At 48.2% G+C, this 18,739-nt stretch carries 17 protein-coding genes and 2 tRNA genes; 16 read left to right on the forward strand and 3 right to left on the reverse strand.

Going from position 1 to position 18,739, the window contains the following annotated elements:
• From flgL to fliW, 3 genes are all read left to right on the forward strand, one after another.
• A complete protein-coding gene (gene flgL, locus FMS18_RS01880) occupies positions 1 to 1,575 on the forward strand; it encodes a flagellar hook-associated protein FlgL (RefSeq protein WP_163292060.1) in 1,575 nt (524 codons plus the stop codon).
• Between the two features lie 149 nt (positions 1,576 to 1,724).
• The gene (gene csrA, locus FMS18_RS01885) at positions 1,725 to 1,964 is read left to right on the forward strand and encodes a carbon storage regulator CsrA (protein ID WP_136673030.1); all 240 of its coding nucleotides are present in this window, start codon (positions 1,725 to 1,727) and stop codon (positions 1,962 to 1,964) included.
• A complete protein-coding gene (fliW, locus tag FMS18_RS01890; RefSeq protein ID WP_163292061.1) occupies positions 1,940 to 2,383 on the forward strand; it encodes a flagellar assembly protein FliW in 444 nt (147 codons plus the stop codon). Before csrA ends, fliW begins: the two co-directional genes overlap by 25 nt.
• A gap of 99 nt (positions 2,384 to 2,482) precedes the next feature.
• Here the strand turns inward: fliW and flgM are convergent, their stop codons facing one another.
• Together flgM and FMS18_RS01900 are read right to left on the reverse strand one after the other, a co-directional pair.
• On the reverse strand, positions 2,483 to 2,782 hold the full coding sequence (flgM, locus tag FMS18_RS01895) for a flagellar biosynthesis anti-sigma factor FlgM (protein WP_163292062.1): 300 nt from the start codon (positions 2,780 to 2,782) through the stop codon (positions 2,483 to 2,485).
• A gap of 58 nt (positions 2,783 to 2,840) precedes the next feature.
• Positions 2,841 to 3,257 (reverse strand): DVU0524 family FlgM-associated protein, encoded by a 417-nt coding sequence (locus FMS18_RS01900; protein ID WP_163292063.1) that lies wholly within the window; start codon positions 3,255 to 3,257, stop codon positions 2,841 to 2,843.
• Between the two features lie 233 nt (positions 3,258 to 3,490).
• Between FMS18_RS01900 and FMS18_RS01905 the strand changes: the two genes are divergently transcribed.
• The 11 genes from FMS18_RS01905 to FMS18_RS20840 all read left to right on the forward strand — a co-directional run bounded on the left by FMS18_RS01905 (position 3,491) and on the right by FMS18_RS20840 (position 14,174).
• On the forward strand, positions 3,491 to 4,342 hold the full coding sequence (locus tag FMS18_RS01905) for an NAD(+)/NADH kinase (protein WP_163292064.1): 852 nt from the start codon (positions 3,491 to 3,493) through the stop codon (positions 4,340 to 4,342).
• Positions 4,343 to 4,349: 7 nt separating this feature from the next.
• Positions 4,350 to 6,095 carry an ARMT1-like domain-containing protein gene (locus tag FMS18_RS01910; protein ID WP_163292065.1) on the forward strand — a complete coding sequence of 582 codons (1,746 nt, stop codon included), beginning with the start codon at positions 4,350 to 4,352 and terminating at the stop codon, positions 6,093 to 6,095.
• Between the two features lie 6 nt (positions 6,096 to 6,101).
• The gene (locus tag FMS18_RS01915) at positions 6,102 to 7,382 is read left to right on the forward strand and encodes an MltA domain-containing protein (protein WP_163292066.1); all 1,281 of its coding nucleotides are present in this window, start codon (positions 6,102 to 6,104) and stop codon (positions 7,380 to 7,382) included.
• A gap of 137 nt (positions 7,383 to 7,519) precedes the next feature.
• Positions 7,520 to 8,965, forward strand: coding sequence for an Asp-tRNA(Asn)/Glu-tRNA(Gln) amidotransferase subunit GatB (gatB, locus tag FMS18_RS01920; protein ID WP_163292067.1), 1,446 nt, complete (start codon positions 7,520 to 7,522; stop codon positions 8,963 to 8,965).
• A 16-nt stretch (positions 8,966 to 8,981) separates the two neighbouring features.
• Positions 8,982 to 10,022, forward strand: a complete 1,041-nt coding sequence (gene mtnA, locus FMS18_RS01925; RefSeq protein WP_163292068.1) for an S-methyl-5-thioribose-1-phosphate isomerase — start codon at positions 8,982 to 8,984, stop codon at positions 10,020 to 10,022.
• A 231-nt stretch (positions 10,023 to 10,253) separates the two neighbouring features.
• Positions 10,254 to 11,609, forward strand: a complete 1,356-nt coding sequence (gene der, locus FMS18_RS01930; protein WP_163292069.1) for a ribosome biogenesis GTPase Der — start codon at positions 10,254 to 10,256, stop codon at positions 11,607 to 11,609.
• A 101-nt stretch (positions 11,610 to 11,710) separates the two neighbouring features.
• Positions 11,711 to 11,805: transfer RNA gene (locus FMS18_RS01935), tRNA-Ser, on the forward strand.
• Between the two features lie 190 nt (positions 11,806 to 11,995).
• The gene (locus tag FMS18_RS01940) at positions 11,996 to 12,652 is read left to right on the forward strand and encodes a response regulator transcription factor (protein ID WP_163292070.1); all 657 of its coding nucleotides are present in this window, start codon (positions 11,996 to 11,998) and stop codon (positions 12,650 to 12,652) included.
• A gap of 162 nt (positions 12,653 to 12,814) precedes the next feature.
• Positions 12,815 to 12,906, forward strand: a tRNA-Ser gene (locus FMS18_RS01945).
• Between the two features lie 156 nt (positions 12,907 to 13,062).
• Entirely contained in the window at positions 13,063 to 13,683 is a 621-nt protein-coding gene (locus FMS18_RS20835) for a nitrilase-related carbon-nitrogen hydrolase (RefSeq protein WP_163292071.1), read from the forward strand.
• A complete protein-coding gene (locus tag FMS18_RS20840) occupies positions 13,677 to 14,174 on the forward strand; it encodes a nitrilase-related carbon-nitrogen hydrolase (RefSeq protein ID WP_163292072.1) in 498 nt (165 codons plus the stop codon). The genes FMS18_RS20835 and FMS18_RS20840 overlap by 7 nt, the downstream gene beginning before the upstream one ends.
• Positions 14,175 to 14,247: 73 nt before the next feature.
• Here FMS18_RS20840 and FMS18_RS01960 read toward each other — a convergent pair whose 3' ends face one another.
• Positions 14,248 to 16,920 carry a sulfatase-like hydrolase/transferase gene (locus FMS18_RS01960; RefSeq protein WP_163292073.1) on the reverse strand — a complete coding sequence of 891 codons (2,673 nt, stop codon included), beginning with the start codon at positions 16,918 to 16,920 and terminating at the stop codon, positions 14,248 to 14,250.
• A 303-nt stretch (positions 16,921 to 17,223) separates the two neighbouring features.
• Between FMS18_RS01960 and FMS18_RS20845 the strand changes: the two genes are divergently transcribed.
• Both FMS18_RS20845 and FMS18_RS01970 read left to right on the forward strand, forming a co-directional pair.
• Positions 17,224 to 17,682, forward strand: a complete 459-nt coding sequence (locus FMS18_RS20845) for an NfeD family protein (RefSeq protein ID WP_163292074.1) — start codon at positions 17,224 to 17,226, stop codon at positions 17,680 to 17,682.
• A gap of 16 nt (positions 17,683 to 17,698) precedes the next feature.
• The gene (locus FMS18_RS01970) at positions 17,699 to 18,685 is read left to right on the forward strand and encodes an SPFH domain-containing protein (protein ID WP_163292075.1); all 987 of its coding nucleotides are present in this window, start codon (positions 17,699 to 17,701) and stop codon (positions 18,683 to 18,685) included.
• Positions 18,686 to 18,739 lie beyond the last annotated feature (54 nt).

Genomic DNA, 18,739 nt, shown 5'->3' on the forward strand with positions numbered 1-18,739 from the left:
ATGAGAGTATCGCAGCAAATGCTTTTCAACACATATGTGTCCAATATGAACAGGTCATTGACCGATCTGGTGGATACCAATATTCAGGCACAGACTCAGAAGAAGGTGAACAGGCCTTCGGATGATCCTGTGGGCATGGCCCGTATTCTTGATCATCGCGAAACTCTGGCTACAGTTAAGCAGTACCGGGATAATATTGATACTGCCAAAGGTTGGCTTTCTCTTTCAGACTCCACTCTGACTCAGGTCTCAACTATTATTACCCGGGTCAAGGGATTGGCGGAGCAGGGTGCTTCAGGAACCATCACCGCTGACAACAGGGAACAGATCAGTTACGAAGCCAGGCAGCTCTTTCAGCAGCTGGTGTCTCTTGCTAACACAGAATACGAAGGCAAGAGTATTTATGCCGGGCACAAGGTGGAAGACAATGCCTTTGTTGAAAAGCTCTGGATGACCACCAATGATTCCAATGTTTCTTCGCGTAATTTCAGCATTACCGGAAGTGCGGATAAGACCATAGTTGTCCAGTTTCTTGACTCCGGCGATATCGGCGGCGGTGCTGATCTTGATTACCGCTATTCCAAGGACGGCGGAAAGACTTTCACCACCAAGACTTTGGCGGCAGGTGCGACTTCTTTGGATTTTGACGGCGTGACCATGGATTTTGATCTCGGTACTCCTGCGGTCAATATTCCGGTGGTTGCCAACGCAGCTGACAATACCAACGATTCTTCCGGTACATGGATGTGGGTCCGTCCCACAGCCCAGTACATGGGGGATGATGCAGACGAAACTAATGTTGTCGGATTGAATACCGCCCTGAACGGTCCTTTGAATCAGGCTGAAGGTGATTTTACCAAAGATGTGGTTGTCCGTATTGATAATACCACTGATCTGGCCAGCCAGATAGAGTATTCCTACAGTCTCGATGGTGGAGTCAGCTGGGTCGGCGGTAATGTTAAGCCTGCTGACGGTGTTACTTCCAATGCGGTATTAACCATTCCCGGCGGAACCCTGACCATCCACTCAAATGGTGGCTCAAATGCTTTAGGATCAGGGGCACAGTTTCTGGTTCATCCTGATACTGCGGCAATGGATGTGCAGATTCAGGAAAATGAATTTGTGCGTATCAACGATGTCGGTAAGGATATTTTCGGCGGTGTTTACCAGCAGCCCGGCGCAACCGGGGCCAGTGTTGTTTTTAACAATAACAGTACGCTCACGGGTGATGGCAGCTCGTCTACACAGAACCTGCTTGAAACCATGGGTAATCTTGTGGCCTTTCTGGAGACAAACAACCAGAGCGGCGTACAGGAGTGTATTGACAGTTTGAATTTAGCCCATAAGCACGTATTGACCAAGGCTGCTGATGTGGGTGGCAGGGAGAACAGGCTTGCGGTCGCGGATCAGGTCCTTTCCGGTCTTGAACTGAACGAAAAGGAACGTATCTCGCATATTGAGGATGTGGATGTGGGAGAACTCATGACCAAGCTTTCCCAGCAGCAGATCGTATACGAGGCTGTGCTTAAGAGCTCTTCCATGATCATGAAGATGAACCTGCTCAATTATGTATAAAAAATTTATTTAAATGTAGATAGTTGTGCTTGCCCGCAGGGGCTATCTTGCGCTACTAGTTACCAAGTGCTGAAAATGTTTTCCATGGTGGCGGATGTTTTCGATTAAAGCAGAAACGATCCAAAAGGATTATTTACACACATATTGATATGCTTATTTTGACCCGGAGACCGGGGGAAGCCCTTTACCTGGATGACAACATAAAGATCACGGTATTAAGCGTGCAAGGCCGTCAGGTTAAGCTGGGCCTTGAAATACCGGCTGAAACTACTGTCTACAGGGAAGAGGTTTACCTCAAGATTAAAGAACAGAACCGTTTGGCGCTTGAAAACACAGAGCAGGACCTTCTTGCTGCGACCGAGTTATGGCAAAAGAAAGACAAAAAATAATCAGGACCCGTATCGGGGAAAGAGAGATTACCGAAGAAGGTATCATTTACTTTTCCCGTGGATTGATCGGCTTTGACGATAAGAGGGATTTCGCTTTGATTCAGCTTAGCGAGGACTCTCCCTTTCTCCTGTTGCAGAGTCTCGAAGATCCGGGCCTTGGGCTGCTGGTGGCTGATCCCTATAGCTTCATGGACGATTACGAAGTTCGTTTAAACGAAGCGGAGAAAAGAATTTTAAGAGTGGAAAATGTTCGTCAGGTTGCTGTGTTGGTAACAGTTACCATTCCTCCGGGAAGACCCAACGAAACGACTCTTAATCTCGGTGGACCGATTGTCATTAACTCCGAGGCAAGGCGCGGCATGCAGATTCCGCAGGTGGACTCCAAGTATCCGACACACTTCCGCCCGGCGAACGATTAATCTGCGTAGAAACGTTGCCGGGGCAGCTGTGTGGGGAAGTTCCCATATATTTAAAACACTTGAGCGGTGGAATCCTTAAACGGGTTTCACCGTTTCTTTTTATCTTAAAAAATCAACTTCATCACGTACAAGGTTCATGGCCGTCTTGCGGATATCCGGCTTGTATGTACCTGAGCGTACCTGTTCTCTCAGTTCTCTTACCTTTTGTTCTCTGGTGTCCGGGCTGTCGGTGGCAGCTTGACGTGCTGTGCCGAGAAGCTTTGCCTGCGACGAGACATTCACCACGTCACGGGTGGCGGTGGAACTCTGCTGCTGGTTCTGGGTCTTGCCAGCAACATCCTTTGCCCGGTTGTCAGAGTAGGCCTTGAGAGGGGTTTGGCTATACTGGTTAATCTTCATAATCCCCCCCGGGGTTACCAAATTTACAATTGTTTGAGGTTATGTTGAGCGGGATGCATCAGAGCATGGTCCGGTCTACCTTGTCCAGTGTGATCTCCCAGAGTCTGTTCATGACCTGCGCTTTTTCATCGCGCGGTAAATCAAAAACACCTTCCGGGGTTTCTTTTAGAACTTGCACATCGCTACCGTCGAGAGGGTACTCGAAAACATAGCGATCACCGAAATCAAGTTCCAGCTGTTCTAATATATCGGACACTACCGGATTTTCATTACCCGAGACGATGAGATTTTCGATAATTTCCCGGGAAACTTTCTCTACCAGCTCGCGACGCCTTGCCTGCCGTGAAATAGTGACCGTGTCAGGAGACTCGGACCTCTTCAGGGCACGCCTGAATCGGGCCAGTCGCTTGGCACTGGTCAGCTGCTTTCCATAGGTGCGCAGCATATTTCGTATTTCAGCAGGGTATTGAGCCACTGTACATAATCCTCCTCATACCCTTTATCGGCTGGTTTCAATATATTCTTTAGGGGAGTTTAGGAAAAAAAATAAATATATTTTATACATTTTTCAGATAGTTATGAGTGGATAGAAAAATAAGCTTAAAATTGGTCCCAGAAAAAGTATAGTGGGGGCTGATTATTTTCTTTGTTTTTTAAAAAGCAGCAAACAGTTGAATCTTGGGCCTCTTTCTAATAGGAGAGTTATCTATGTCAGATAGTCAAGGTTCTGTATTAATAGTTACCAAGTCCGGCGGAGGCTCCGCAGCTGAACTGGGTGGGGAAATCGCACGCTGGCTCAGTTTGCGTGGTGTGGATTCCGATATTGTCGAACATCCTTACCCCCCGGCACGGATCAATGTTTCCGCATACCGGGAAAATACCATGCTGGTGCTGGTTCTTGGCGGAGACGGCACTTTTATCAGCGTTGCCGGTAATGTTATTGATTGGGAAGTTCCGGTATTGGGCATCAATCATGGCCGGGTGGGATTTCTTGCCGAGGTCCTTCCTGAAGATTGGGAAACCGCGCTGGAAAGATTTTTCAGCAATGAACTGGATATTTCTCCGCGAACCGCCTTTGATTACGAAGTCCAGCGTGGAAACGGTATTGTTGCCCGCGGGGTAGCCATCAATGATCTGGTGATTTCCCGTGGTGCTGTAGCTAGAATTATTTCTCTTGATATCGGTCAGAAGGGGCAGTGGATCAGGAATCTGCGCGCTGACGGGCTGATTGTTTCTACACCGACAGGGTCTACAGCATACAACGTATCCGCCGGGGGGCCGCTTGTTCACCCGGAACTTGCAGCCATGTGTGTTACCCCGGTTTGTCCATTTCTTAATGGTATCCGGCCCATGGTCCTGCCTGTGGATACCCCGTTGACCATTGACATCGGGGAAACATCCGGTGACGTCTACCTGACCGAGGACGGACGTGTGCCTTACCCGTTGAGTGTGGGATACCGGGTGATTATTTCCAAACATAAGAAAGACCTCATACTGGCCCGTATTCGCAGCAACACTTTTTTTGAAAAATTGAGAAGCAAAGGCTTTCTTACGGAGTAACCCATCAGTGAGTATCCTGCCTGATTTTACATCTATTAAAGATCTCGAGTACGGGGAAGATCCGGTTTTTGATGCCTGGCTTCTTCATTTTATGACCGCCAACCACTTGGAATCCATTATTGATCCGGTTAAAAACGCATCTCCGGAACAATTGCGCTTTATGGTTGCCCTTGATGATAATCAGGTTTTTGCCCCCTGCTCGGACTGGCAGTTCAACAGGCTGGTCACTCCGGGGCTGGAAGAGGATTTGCTTGATGTGTATGTTTTTGTCTGGCGGGCTTTGGTCAAGCTGGTCAAAAATCATGTTTCCGACCGTTACCAGCGCAGGCTGATTCTTAATCTTTGCCGCCACAAGTTCAGGCAGGCCCTTGATTCATCCATCATGATTCCTCTGCGCCTGCTCAAGAACATGATCACTATTTTTCTTTCACGCAGCGGTCTGGATGATCCTTACCGTAACCGCAAGGAATTGCTCTTCAGCCGGGGCAAGGCTTTTGTTGAGAGTGACTTTTTCAAACAGGCCATGGAATCCTGCCCTTACCCGGTGCCGGAATGCGAAAATCTCGCGGATATGCGCTTTGAGCTGGATATGATTGAACTGGAACGGGTTTTCCGGCTTTCCAGTCTTCCTGACCAGTGGAGTCAGGCCCTGTTTGGGGAAGATTACAAGCTTTATTCAAAGATGTATTCGCGGGATAAGATTGATTTTTCTCCGGTGCGTCAGGTTTTTCACGGTAACGAAGGCGGTCTGAAAATTCTTTTTGTCCCGGATGAAACCGGGGGCTTGATGGCCGACCTGCTGATGATCAAATCTTTACTGCGGCAGGGACATAGCGTTATTCTGTCCCTGAAAGAAGGTTTCTGGTTTGATTCACCTACATTCTGGGATCGTGAGAGTAATCACCAGTTGGCAGAAGCCCTCAAGGATGCCCGGTTTATTTCTGAAGAGCGAATCTCCAAGAATGATCTACTTGCCAGTTTGCGGGAGAATCCGTTTGTGGTCATATCTGACGGCACGCGGGAGCGGCTTAACCTGATCCGGTGCAGCGTTACTTTTGCCAGGGCATGGAAGGAATCCGACCTGATTATTGCCAAAGGGTGGGGCAACAGGCGCAGACTTATCGGTAATACCCATCTTTTTACCCGTGATATTATTTGCTATTATCGCAACCTTGAAGGCGAATTCAAGCTTGAATTCAAGGCCAAGTCGCCTAAGGTCAATAAATTTACCGAGGCGGGTATTTCCGCCAAGGCCAATGAAATAATTGCCGAAATGCAGCAGGCCCGCAGTGAACGCAAAGCGGTAATGTTTTATAGTGCCATCGTGGGCAGCATTCCCGGTCAGGTTGATACGGCCATTAAGGTTTTGAATACTTTTGTGGGCCATCTGCGTGACCGGCTTGCCGATACTTATATCATCAATCCGGCGGAACATTTTGAAGAAGGCATGGACGCCGATGATCTCATGTTCATGTGGGAAAAAGTTCAGCGTAGCGGCTTTATAACTATCTGGCGTTTCCAGACCTATGCTGATATCGAGAAGAGCTTTGAACTTATGGGCGAAAAAGTTCCCCCGGTATGGGCGGGCAAGGATTCAACATATTCCACCGGGTGCACCAAGGAAATGCATATTGCGCAGGATGTCCAGCGCAGACACCGCGAGTTACAGATTATCGGTCCCGGTTCTGATAAATTTCTGAGACGACGCGAATACGGAGTCGGAAGATTCAGCGACGTGGTCATCGAGTCTTAAATCAAAATGAAAAAAAATATTTCCATCATTAGGTTACTGGTGGTTTTTTGCCTGTTTTCAGCATTGCTTTGCGGGTGCGCGACCAAGGTCAGCACTCTTCCTAAAAAGCGGGTTGTTTCACAGCGTACAAAAACCAAGGTTTGGAAAAGCAAAAAGGACAGCGGAAAATTTGTCGCCGGGCCGGTGCGCTATTCCAAATTGCCGGAGCAGTCTTCAACCTTGGCTGCACGCAGGTTATCCATAAAAAGCCAGAGTATGCGTACATGGCGCGATCTCGGTCCGCAGATTCGTAAGTCTATTGAATATGTGCAGCGCAATCCTTCCGGCGGTCTGGCCCTTAGGCGTAAAGAACTCAGGCTCACTTGGGGACAGCTGCGTAAGTCATTGGAAGATCTTGAAAGGTTGTTGCCCCGTCTGGACCGAAACCCGGAGTTGCTTGGCAAGTATTTTGTCTGGTATGAACTCCAGTCCGGCGCCGAGATGACCGGTTATTATACCCCGGTTATTGAGGCCAGCCTGACCAAAAAAGGCCCATATAAATATCCGGTATACAGGCTTCCTCCCGATTTGCGTAAAGCGCGTCCGGGGCAGACTCATCCGTGGTCGGAGCAATTACGCAAGGCTTACCGGGTTGAAAACGGCAAGATACTCCCGTATCATTCCCGCCGGGCAATTGATGTGAATAAGGTTCTCGCCGGGCGTGGACTTGAAGTCGCATGGCTCAAAGACCCCGTGGATCTGTTCTATATGCATGTGCAGGGGGGCGGTGTTTTGCGTCTTCCCGACGGAAGGTTGCGTACCGCTGTTTTCAGCGGCAGCAACGGCAGGTCTTTCAAGGGACTGGGCAGTATCATGCTTCACAGCGGAGTGCTCAAGAAGAGTCAATTGTCCCGTGAAAAAATCAAGGCATGGTTGCTTAAGCATCCCAAGCAGATGTGGGAGCTGATGGCCAAGAACGAGAGTTATATCTTTTTTAAGGTGACCCGTGGGCAGCCGCAGGCCGCCATCGGCAAGTCACTCAAATCAATGGTCAGCCTTGCCACGGACCCTAAGCTGATTCCGCTCGGTTCCATTGTGGGCTTTCGTACGGATATCTATCCAAAACGGGGCCGCCCCTCCCGCCGAGTTAATGGTGTAGGGCTGGCACAGGATACCGGGAAGGCAATCAAAGGGGCACGGCTCGACTACTACATCGGGACCGGGAACCAATTTAAGTATCCGGCGCATCATTTGAAAACCCATGTGCCTGTATATTTATTGATAAGTAAATCTGCCCTGCGCAGATAAATCATATTTAACAGAAAATATTACGCCAACCCCGGCGAAGCCGTAATAAAAGGTTTTGGGATTCTTAAACCCTTTTGCAAAAGAGTTTAAGGCCCCGGCAGGGTCGCCGAAGGCATCTCATAAGGAGCTTATATATAATGACTATGTTTGAAACAGTAATCGGTCTTGAGGTTCACGCCCAGCTTAAGACAAAGACTAAAATTTTCTGCGGTTGTTCCACCCAGTTCGGTAAAGACCCTAACGAGAATGTGTGTGAAGTCTGTTCCGGCATGCCCGGTGTGCTTCCGGTTCTTAATGAAAAGGTCATGGAATATGCCGCTAAGATGGGGCTGGCTACCAATTGCACCGTGAACCAGAAATCCATCTTCGCCCGTAAAAACTATTTTTACCCTGACCTGCCCAAAGGGTACCAGATTTCCCAGTTTGACCTGCCCATCTGCGAGCATGGTCATCTCGATATCGCTTATGAAGATGCTGACGGCGAAAAATTTGCAAAGCGCATCGGCATTACCCGTATCCACATGGAAGAAGATGCCGGTAAAAATATTCACTCCGCTGCGGAAAATGCCAGTTTCGTGGACTTGAACCGTACTGGCGTGCCCCTCATCGAGATCGTAAGTGAGCCGGATATGCGCAATGCTGATGAAGCTGTTGCTTACCTCAAGGCCCTGCGCTCCATCCTGCTTTACCTCGGCATTTGTGACGGTAACCTTGAAGAAGGTTCCTTTCGTTGTGATGCAAACATTTCCGTTCGTCCCGTGGGTCAGGAAGAATTCGGTACCCGCGCGGAGATTAAGAACATCAACTCCTTCCGCAACATTCATAAAGCCATCCGCTATGAAGTTGCCCGCCAGATCGATCTCATCGAAGACGGCGAGAAGGTTGTTCAGGAAACCCGCCTTTACGATGCGGACAAAGGCACCACGCACTCCATGCGCGGCAAGGAAGAAGCACACGATTACCGCTACTTCCCGGACCCGGATCTCGTACCGTTGGTCATTGCTGACGAATGGATGGCCGAGTGGCAGGCTTCTCTTCCCGAACTGCCCGCAGAACGTAAAGCCCGTTTCATCGATGATATGGAACTCAGCGAAGATGACGCGGAACTTATCAGTTCTGAAAAAGATGTGGCAGATTATTTTGAAGCTGTTCTTGAGACCCATGATGCTCCCAAGAAGGTCGTCAACTGGATCAAGGGGGACTTTTTACGCGAACTTCACCAGTCTGAAATGACTGTGGCTGAGTGTAGGTTTAAGCCGGAAATGATGGCTAAGCTGATTCAGCTTGTAGATAAAGATACCATCAGCATTAAGATCGGTAAGGACATTTTCAGCGATGTATTCAGCGAAGGTCTTGATCCTGAAAAGTACGTCAAAGACAAAGGTCTTGTTCAGATTTCCGACAGCTCCTCCCTTGAGGCTGTGGTCGATAAAGTTCTGGCTGATAACCCGGATGAGGTTGAAGCTTTCAAGGGCGGCAAGAAAAAGCTGATGAGTTTCTTCATGGGCCAGATCATGCGCGATACCAAGGGTAAGGCCAACCCCGGTATGGTCAGCAAGATGATTTCCGAAAAACTTTCCTAACCAAGCGAGAGAATAGATGACCGAACATATTCAATTTTCATCTGAGAAAGATGCCCTCGTACTGCTGGACCAGCGTTACCTGCCCACCCGCGAGGACTGGTTCGACTGCAAAACCACCGACGATATAGTTGAAGCACTTATCGTTATGGTTGTGCGCGGTGCTCCTGCTATCGGCGTGACTGCTGCTTACGGCTGCTACCTTGCCGGTCGTGAAGTTACCGGAAGTGCGGACTGGAAAGCCGATCTGGAAAAGAATCTCGATAAGATCGAAAATGCCCGTCCTACCGCAGTAAACCTGCGCTGGGCTGTGCGTGAAATGAGACGTATCTGGAAAGAAGCCGGAGATGTTTCACTTGATGAGCTTTGCGCTATCTGGCTGAAGCGGGCCAAGGAAATTCATGTGGATGACATCCGCATGTGTGAAGACATCGGTAAGTTCGGCGGCGAACTCATGGATGACGGCGACACCATCATGACCCACTGCAATGCCGGTGCGCTGGCTACCGCCGGTTACGGTACTGCACTTGGTGTTGTGCGCGGCGCGGTTGATCAGGGCAAGAAGGTTTCCGTTATTGCCAACGAAACCCGTCCTTTTCTTCAGGGTGCACGCCTCACCGCGTATGAGCTGCATCGTGATGGCATCCCGGTAAAGGTTGCCTGCGATAACGCTTGCGCACTGCTGATGAAGAAGGGGCTGGTACAGAAGGTAGTTGTCGGCGCGGACCGTGTTACCGCCAACGGTGACGCGGTGAACAAAATCGGAACCTACGGCGTAGCTCTGCTGGCCCGTGAATTCGGTATCCCGTTCTATGTTGCTGCCCCGGTCTATACTATCGATCCCGAAACACCCACCGGTGACGATGTTCCCATCGAAGACCGCACCCCCACCGAAGTTACCCACGTGGGCGATCACCGCATCACCCCCGAGGGCGTGGAAGTTTTCAACTTCGCTTTCGATCCGACTCCCAACGAACTCATCGCCGGGATCATCACCGAAAAGGGCGTTCTGAGACCTCCTTACACTGAGGCTATTAAGAAGCTTTTTGAAGAAGAGTAGTTTGTTATAAAAATAAAAACGCAGTGTCGGAAGATGCTGCGTTTTTTTATATGGCTGCTAATAACCCCTAATAAAACCTTTACAGCCCCTAAACCTTGTGACATAGGACTCCTTTAAGAAGATTTTATTAGCGGGAAGCGGATGTCTTCCCGCTTTTTTTGATATATAGTGCTGTTCACGGAGACTGGAATTCCAGCGGACCGCATGCTCATATTTTTTCGGAGGCCAGCCATGCTGCCAACTATTGCACTTATCGGACGACCTAATGTAGGAAAGTCCACTTTATTTAACAGGTTATTGAGAAAGAAAAGGGCAATCACCCACGATATGCCCGGCATTACCCGTGACCGTATTTACGCTGAAGGTAATTTCAACGGCGTGCAGTACGCCTTGATCGATACCGGCGGTCTGGTCATGGAAAGCGATAATGATTCAGAAGAATTTCAGGGTGATATTTTCGATCAGGCTCGCGAGGCCATTGAGGAATCCCACGCTCTTATCCTTGTAGTTGATGGACGGACCGGGATGACTCCTCTTGATGAGCAGGTTGCTGCTTATATCCGCCAGAGTAACAAGCCTATCCTTTTGCTGGTCAACAAGGTTGACGGTGCTGAAATTGAAGCGCAGTGCACTGCGGATTTCCATTGCCTCGGTTTTGAAATCATGCCTGTTTCCGCAGAACATGGTTTTAACCTTCTTGAACTGCGTGAAAAAGTAGCCGACATGGCCCTTGCCACCGGGATTGAACCCGAAGACGAGGAAGATGAGGAAGCCAAAGGCCTCAAGATTGCCATGCTTGGTCGTCCCAATGCCGGTAAATCATCCATGGTCAATGCGCTTACTGGTGAAACCAGAGTTATTGTAAGTGATATTGCCGGGACTACGCGTGACAGCGTGGACGTAACTTTTGAGAGCGGCGGCAAGGTTTATACATTTGTAGATACTGCCGGTGTTCGCCGCCGGACAAATATCACCGATACTATCGAGCGATTCAGTGTTGTCCGTGCGTTGAGGAGCAGTACCAAGGCCGATATCACCATCATGGTCGTGGACGCGATTGCCGGGATTACCAAGCAGGACAAGCGTCTGCTTGAGTATCTGCTGCGCGAAGCTGTTCCTTTTATTATCACCGTGAATAAGATTGACCTTGTTTCCAAGCAGGAACGGACCGCATTGCGTGAAGGTTTCGAGCGTGCACTGCGTATGGCTCATCACGTCCCTGTTGTTTATACTTCCTGTATTTCCAAGTCCGGTCTGGGCGGGATTCTGGCTCTTGCCAGTCGGTTGAAAAAAGAATGCTCCATCCGTATCTCTACCGGGCAGTTGAACCGGATAATGAAAGATATTGTAGAGAAGCATCAGCCTCCTGTCGTGAAACGAAGAAGAGCCAAGTTTAAGTATATCACTCAGGCGGATGAAGAGCCGCCAACCTTTATTTTCTTTATTAACGATGAGAAGCTGATCAAGCCTACTTACCACCGTTTTCTGGAAAACAGGCTCAGAAAGCTTCTGAATGTGAAGAATGCACCGCTTAATGTCGTCTTCCGCTCAACTTTTAGAAAGAAAGAAGACATAGTTCATAAATAATTGTAGAAAAGTTAAAATTCTTGTTGACAATCCAAGGGGGCGGAGATATTACAACGCTTCCTGAGTGAGTGAAGCGGGTCACGCTTCTTCACCACATATACGGAGAGGTGGCCGAGCACGGCTGAAGGCGCTCGCCTGCTAAGCGAGTATAGGGCTTAAAACTCTATCGAGGGTTCAAATCCCTCCCTCTCCGCCACATGAAAGTCTAAAGGCAGCTGGAGTTATCCGGCTGCCTTTTTGCTTATATGCGTTTCGCAGTTATGCGTAATGATACTGATGTTTGTCGGTGGGGGGCAGGTTGCTATTTAGCTTGTTTTCCTGCTAATAATTATTTTCCGTTGCTGTAATGGATTTTTTTTTATTACCAGTTGTTTTTCGGGTGCTTAATGCTAAATTCGGTAAAAGTTGTCATTGCTGATGACCATGCGCTGGTCAGGGAAGGGCTGAAGACAATACTTATGTCTGAGCCGGGAATAAGTGTGCTCGGTACAGCTGAGAATGGTGAGGAGGCTGTACGTCTGTGCAGGCGTTTGAATCCGGATGTGGCCCTCATGGATCTTTCCATGCCTGTTAAAAGCGGAGTACAGGCCATTCAGGAACTCTCCGGTGAAGGCAGGACAAAATTTTTGGCTCTAACTGCGCATATAGAGTCTGACCATGTCTTTTCAGCACTTGATGCCGGGGCCAGCGGCTATGTACTTAAGACTTCATCGAGCAAGGAACTGGTCATGGCTATTGAAACGGTTATGGAAGGTAAGGTTTATCTTGCCCCGGATATTTCCGCTGAAGTAGCCAAAGGGTTCCTGCAAAAGAAAAGAACCAAAAGTAACGACAGCTTGGATTCTCTTACGGAACGCGAACGTGAGATTCTGAAGCAGGTTCTTGCCGGGTACAAGAACCGGGAAATAGCAGACCTGCTGGTTATCAGTATTAAGACTGTAGAGAAGCACCGTTCCAACTTCATGAGGAAGCTCGGTCTGCGTTCTAAGACGGAACTTAAGGCTTACGGTGAAGAACTCAAGGATAATGGTATATATCTCTAAAAAGGGCTGCCGGGCGGATTTCGAGTCGGGAACGCAGCTTTATAAGGTTCTGAGTAAGGTCCGTTAGTGATACGCATGTTTTGAATACAAAATTTCATGAATTATTTTCAAAAAAAGATTGACATTCGAGGCAAGTTCGGGAAAGTTCTTTTCTCACGTTTTGGAGAGGTGGCAGAGTCCGGTTGAACGCGGTAGTCTTGAAAACTATTGAGGGTGCGAGCCCTCCGGGGGTTCGAATCCCTCCCTCTCCGCCAGAATGCTATGAGGCCCTGACTGAAAAGTCAGGGCCTTTTTTCGTGTGCTAGTCCCAACTTATCTTTCCCCGTGCCCCGGTATCTTATTTCTGTTATCCTCCTTTCTGAGCTGCCCGGAACTTCTAAGGGCAGTGAATTTATTTAAAGGGGGATGAAATGAGAAAGATATTTAGTTTCAGTCTGTTGATTCTGTTTGTTCTGGCTTCTTCCGTATGGGCGGGGCCGCCCTGCCCTGACTGCTGTTCCCCGGAATATGGGAATACAGTTATGGACAGCTACCGTAAGCTGATGTTTAAAGATTCGGTTTATGGGGAGCTTCCGGAAGCCGGCAAGGGGATACGGCTGGGTGTCTATCAGGCACAGGCGGATTGCGGTCCCGGTGCTTCTGTCAAGAATATGGACCGGCTGGAAAAGGTTGCCGGACTGGCCAAGAAACGCGGCGTGCAGCTGCTTTCCTTTCCTGAACTATACGTGACCGGATACACCTTAAGCCCGGAGCAGGCTAAGAAGGTCGCAGAATTTAAGGATGGCCCCAGCATCAGCCGTGCTTGTGCCATTGCAAAAAAACTGAACATGGCCCTGATTGTTCCTTATGCTGAAAAGGCGAAAACCAAAGTAGGTATGCAGTATTTTGATTCCATTGCCATTATCAATGAGCATGGCGAACTTTTGGACAGTTACCGCAAGGTCCAGCTTTATGCCGGGCAGGAACGGGCGAACTGGGCATTCGGAGATACTCCGCCCAAGATGTTCAAGGTTTTCCGGTGGGAGTGCTGAATTGTTATGAAAATGAATTTCCCGAACTGGTGCGTTCACTCGCTTTGCAGGGTGCCAAGCTGATTGTGGGTCCTACTGCCGCAGACTGCTACTATACCATGCCCAACGGCAAGCGCAGTGATGTTCCCTATCCTGATATTTCAACCTTGCTCCTGCCTGCATTCGCCTATGCCAATAATGTCTTTTATGCCTATAGCAATCGCGCCGGATATGAAAAACGGGAAACCGGGGAATGGCATTATCGGGGTAACAGCATCATTATCGGTCCCCACGGTGATGTGATCGTCAAGGCCGGACACCAGCAGGATACCATGCTCATTGCTGACGTAATTCCTGAATATTATGGTGCGACCCATCCTGAACAGGATTACTATTACCTGAAAGACCGCAGGCCTGAACTTTATAAAGAGCTTCTGAAAACAAAGGTTGATTTCCTGAAAGGCGGGTACAAGTACCCTGTCCATAAGGATGGGAAGGAGATTCCACGTTAAGCATATTTGAATCCCGGATCGGCATATAAGCTGATCCGGGATTTTGTTTTTATGTAAATCTTTCAGGGACGGTCTATTTCATGAGATGGGTCTTGGGCACTCTCAGCAGGGCACCGGAATTGATGCCGCTCTGGTTAATCAGCTTCAGGGTGACCATCATCTCATCCTCAAGGATGTAACGGGCCCGGTCAGCTTTGTGTCTGCGGAAATCATCTTCATACAGTCTGACCAGATCGACCGCATTGCCCATGGAATTAATGGAGCTGCGTAGAATTCGGTGGTAGGATTCCATGCTGGGCAGCATGTTGAATTGATACGTCCTGCCGGCAATTATCAGCGGCTCTTCAATGATTGTAAAAGGCTCCACAAGGGCCAGCCGTACGCACATATCCCAGCCATGTTCATTTTCGTTGGGTGATCTGAAAATGCCCACATCGTTGTGCATTCTGCGTTTATAGAGCAGCCCTCTGAGATCGCAGATCTGACAGAACATTTCCCGGACTTGTGCAATGGGTTGTACTGTTTTTGCTGTGCTGTCCGCGTCATGCAGGAAATGACCGCATTTGACTGCCGTAATATCGTCTTTGCCTTCAACTTGTTTCAGTAAGGTCGAAAGGCAGTGCGGCAGAAGTTTATCTGAAATGTCCGCCCAGAAGATATATTCTCCACGGGCTGCGAAAAGACCGCTGTTGAGCAGTTCATGAAACTCGCTTGAACGGTTTATGGATCTGATCTTGAGGGTGGGGAAACCATCCGCAAGTGCATTGATAAAATCTGTTTGTCCGCTTTGATTAAGTAGCAGCAGTTCAAAAGATTTTTCGGTTTGCTTGGAGAGCATGTTCAGAAATATGGGCAGCATTTTTAGCTCAGCAGCTTCTTTCAGAGGAACGAGGACGCTTATTTTGAAGTCGTGATTTCTCTCAGGCTGGGGCATGATCGGTCTGAGGATGGTTTTATCTTTGGAAATAACCAATCCTTTGTTCACATGTCTTATCCTGCCATGTTTGTTCAGTTTATGCCATGTCTTGCCCATTATGTCGGCTATGCTGTGAGCAAATCCCCCGGCATTGCGCAAGGTCTCAGTTTCAAACATGGCGCAGGCACCAACCTCGTTGAAATGGGGCAGGGAGTATGCAGCTGTATTTGCCTTATGTTCAAATCCGGAGCCGAGGCGGGAAAACATAATCTCATCAAAGCAATCATCGTTGCCGATATATTCCATTTCCCGGTTGTCGCTGATAAGTCTTTTCAGGTTTGGGTAGCTGAGTACAGTGTCTTTCTTGGTCAGAAAAATGTCCCGCAGGCTGTAGCAGAAATTTTCCGTGTACTGGCAGTCCGGCGTGGCTGTAGCTGTGAATGGACCTGCTGCGAGTTCAAGGCCTTTGTTCAACATTTCGTGAAGCGAAAGCTGTTTAGCATCCACGTGGCGTATGTACAGGCGGTCCTTGTATTTTTCTTTTATGTTTGATGCAACTTCGCCGCTTTCATCAGCATCGAGCAGGATAAGCTCAGTGTGCAGGATCTGGTCAATGAGAGCTTCAATACATAGTCTGGTTTCATCATTCCATTTATAGACAGGGAGCAGGATACTGATTTCAATCTTACCTCTTATTTCATCAATGGACAGTCCTGCATGTTCATAAAATTCAGTCGCAGTCTGAGGTCCTTGCAGGGCCAGTTCTCTGTAAAAATGATGCAGTTCTTCCTCAATATTTAAGCCCTTGCCCAAGTGGTCGGTGACATTTGTTCCTTCAGCATTATCATAGAGGGCCATGGTGGCACCATGATGAAAGTACAAGGACCAATTATCTTTCCTTACACAAGCGTAGTCGGGGATGCTTTTTACTTCCAGCCCTACATTACGTTCAGAAATCCCGATCAATTCAGGTACAGGTTTGCCTTCAAGGACAGATTTAAGGCTGATGCCTTGTGCTTTCATGTCTTTACCAAGAGCAAGATCGAGAAGGGTTGGTGCTATATCCATTGCCCTGATCAGTTCATGTTTTTTGCTTGGAGCAATTCCTTCTCCAAGAAAAGATGCGAAGACGCGGGTCTTGTTATTGGCAAATCCCCAAGGCATGCTTTTGTCGTATTCAATGTAGTTTTCATTGAGGATGCAGCCGTGGTCGGAAGTAATAACGACAATATCATCCGGGCCGGGTGCGAGTTTGTCCCAAAGAGCTTTGAAGTCAATGGCCTGCTTGGCAACGACTTTCAGGTATTCATCAGTCGTCCAGCGGTCTTTCTTGGTTCCGCCAAAGTCATGGATATGGTAAAGGTGGAAATTTACGAAAAATGGTTTTTTGCTTTGGCGGACCCGTTTTATGAAATTATTCCGTTTCTTATTATTATAATCCAGGTTTGGAGTATGCATGAGAGTCGGATACCCAGCTTCAAATACGTCAAAACCGTGTTTGGGCTGGCAGGAATCTAAGCTGCTGTCGGCCCAGCGGAAGGTTTGGTAACCGTGGTGTTTGAAGTAGTCAGTTATTGTTAGAACATCGTCTTTAAGGTTGCGGATGGACTGTACTTCATGGGTAATCATTCCGGTTAGACCGGGGCGCAAACCTGAAAAATAGGATGGAGCTGATATGCGTGTTGAGCCACCGCTGGTCATGACATCTGTGAACAGAGCACCCTGTTCAATAACTTCGTCAATTTCATTATATACGGCTGTATCGGAAAGGCAGGAAGCCAGCATATCCGATCTGAGGGAGTCGATTACAATCCAGATTACGCTTTTCATGTGATGCACCTTTTAGTTGTCCACTTCCTGTTGCCAGATTGAGATCATGCATAACAGATCTCATGTCAATCAAATGGCAATAATAAAGTATATAAGCAAACTTTGTTCCAAAGTCCGCTTAAATTTAATTTATGAAACTCAACGGAGTCTCTATGAATATTGATCCTTTGTTTTTTTTCGGAAAGAGCACAATGATATAAATAATTGTTTTTTGTTGAATGAAGTGTTTATCTTGTGATAATTGATCTATATAGGTTTGCGTTGATTGAATGTCAAAATGTATTTGAATCCAAGGAGTTGAGTGTGGAGGGACTTCCACTTTGGTTGATTTGGCTGGGTGCGGGGCTTGTTCTGGCATTGCTTGAGCTTGCTGTGCCAGGAATGATTCTGATTTTCTTCAGCCTCGGTTGTCTACTGTCAGCGGCAACCGCGTATTTTCTTCGTGATGCGTTGGTTTTGCAGATTCTTGTTTTTTGCCTTGTCTCGGCTGGCTCACTACTGATCTTGCGTAAAACATTAATGGGCTGGTTTCAGGGTCAAGTCACTGACATTGTCGATGACGGGTACGATAGTTCTCCTGAAGGTGCTCTTGCGGAAGTTTGCAAGGACTTTACTTCAGACGGTTATGGCCAGATAAGGTATCGGGGCTCATTCTGGAAGGCTGTTTCGGAAAATGGTCACAAGTTTAGCGTTGGTGACAAGGTCAGGATTGTTTCATGGACTGACAAAAGTAAGACTTCGTTTTTCGTTAAAAAACTTTGACAGATGAGGTAAAGATATGGCTCCCGGTTTGATTGCTGTAATTTTCATTGCGCTGGTTCTGGTCGTAATAATAATAAAATCCATACGCATCGTTCCCCAGAAGACAGAGGCCATCGTGGAACGACTCGGTAAGTATCGGGTAACCCTGGGTGCTGGATTTCATTTTCTTTTTCCATTTATCGACCGAGTGGCATACGAATTTTCGCTTAAGGAAGAGGCTCTCGATACTTTGCCGCAAACCTGTATCACCAGTGATAACGTAAGTGTGGTGGTGGACGGTCTCATCTTTATAGAAGTTCAGGATTCCAAGGCTGCGGCTTATGGGATCGACAATTATCGATTTGCAGCATCTCAGCTGGCTCAGACAGCACTTCGTTCCTGCGTCGGTAAACTTGCATTGGATAAGACTTTTGAAGAACGTGATTCTATTAATGCGCAGGTTGTTGAGGCTATTGACGCCGCTGCAACTTCTTGGGGAATTAAGGTTTTGCGCTATGAAATCAAGGATATCACCCCGCCTGAAAGCGTGAAGGCGGCCATGGAAACCCAGATGATTGCCGAACGCAAGAAGCGCGCGGACATTGCCCGCAGTGAAGGTGAAAAGCAGGCTACAATCAATAAGGCTGAGGCGGCAAAGCTCGATGAAGTCCTTAAAAGTGAGGGTGAACGTGAAAGGCTCATGAACGAAGCCAGAGGTAAAGCCGAAGCCATAACCACGGTCGCTGACGCCACTGCCAAGGCCTTGCATACCGTCGGTGCAACCCTGAATACTTCAGGCGGCGCAGATGCAGCATCGCTCAGGGTGGCTGAACGTTACGTAGAAGCTTTTGAAGGGCTTGCCAAGGAATCAACAACCCTGATTCTGCCCGCAGAAGCCGGAAACGTTGCCTCCATGGTCGGTACTGCCATGAGCGTCTACGGCAAGGTTAAAGGTGCTGACGGGACTGCCAAGGTTGTTAAGAAGCAGGAAGGGCAGGGTGAGTTTGGATTTACTTTGGAATAGACGGTTCCGCTGAGGGGCTAGAAAATCTAAAGAAGGTCGAGGATTGGTCCTGTG

It is taken from the genome of Desulfovibrio sp. JC022, assembly GCF_010470665.1.
In the GTDB taxonomy this organism is placed as follows: Bacteria; Desulfobacterota; Desulfovibrionia; order Desulfovibrionales; family Desulfovibrionaceae; genus Maridesulfovibrio.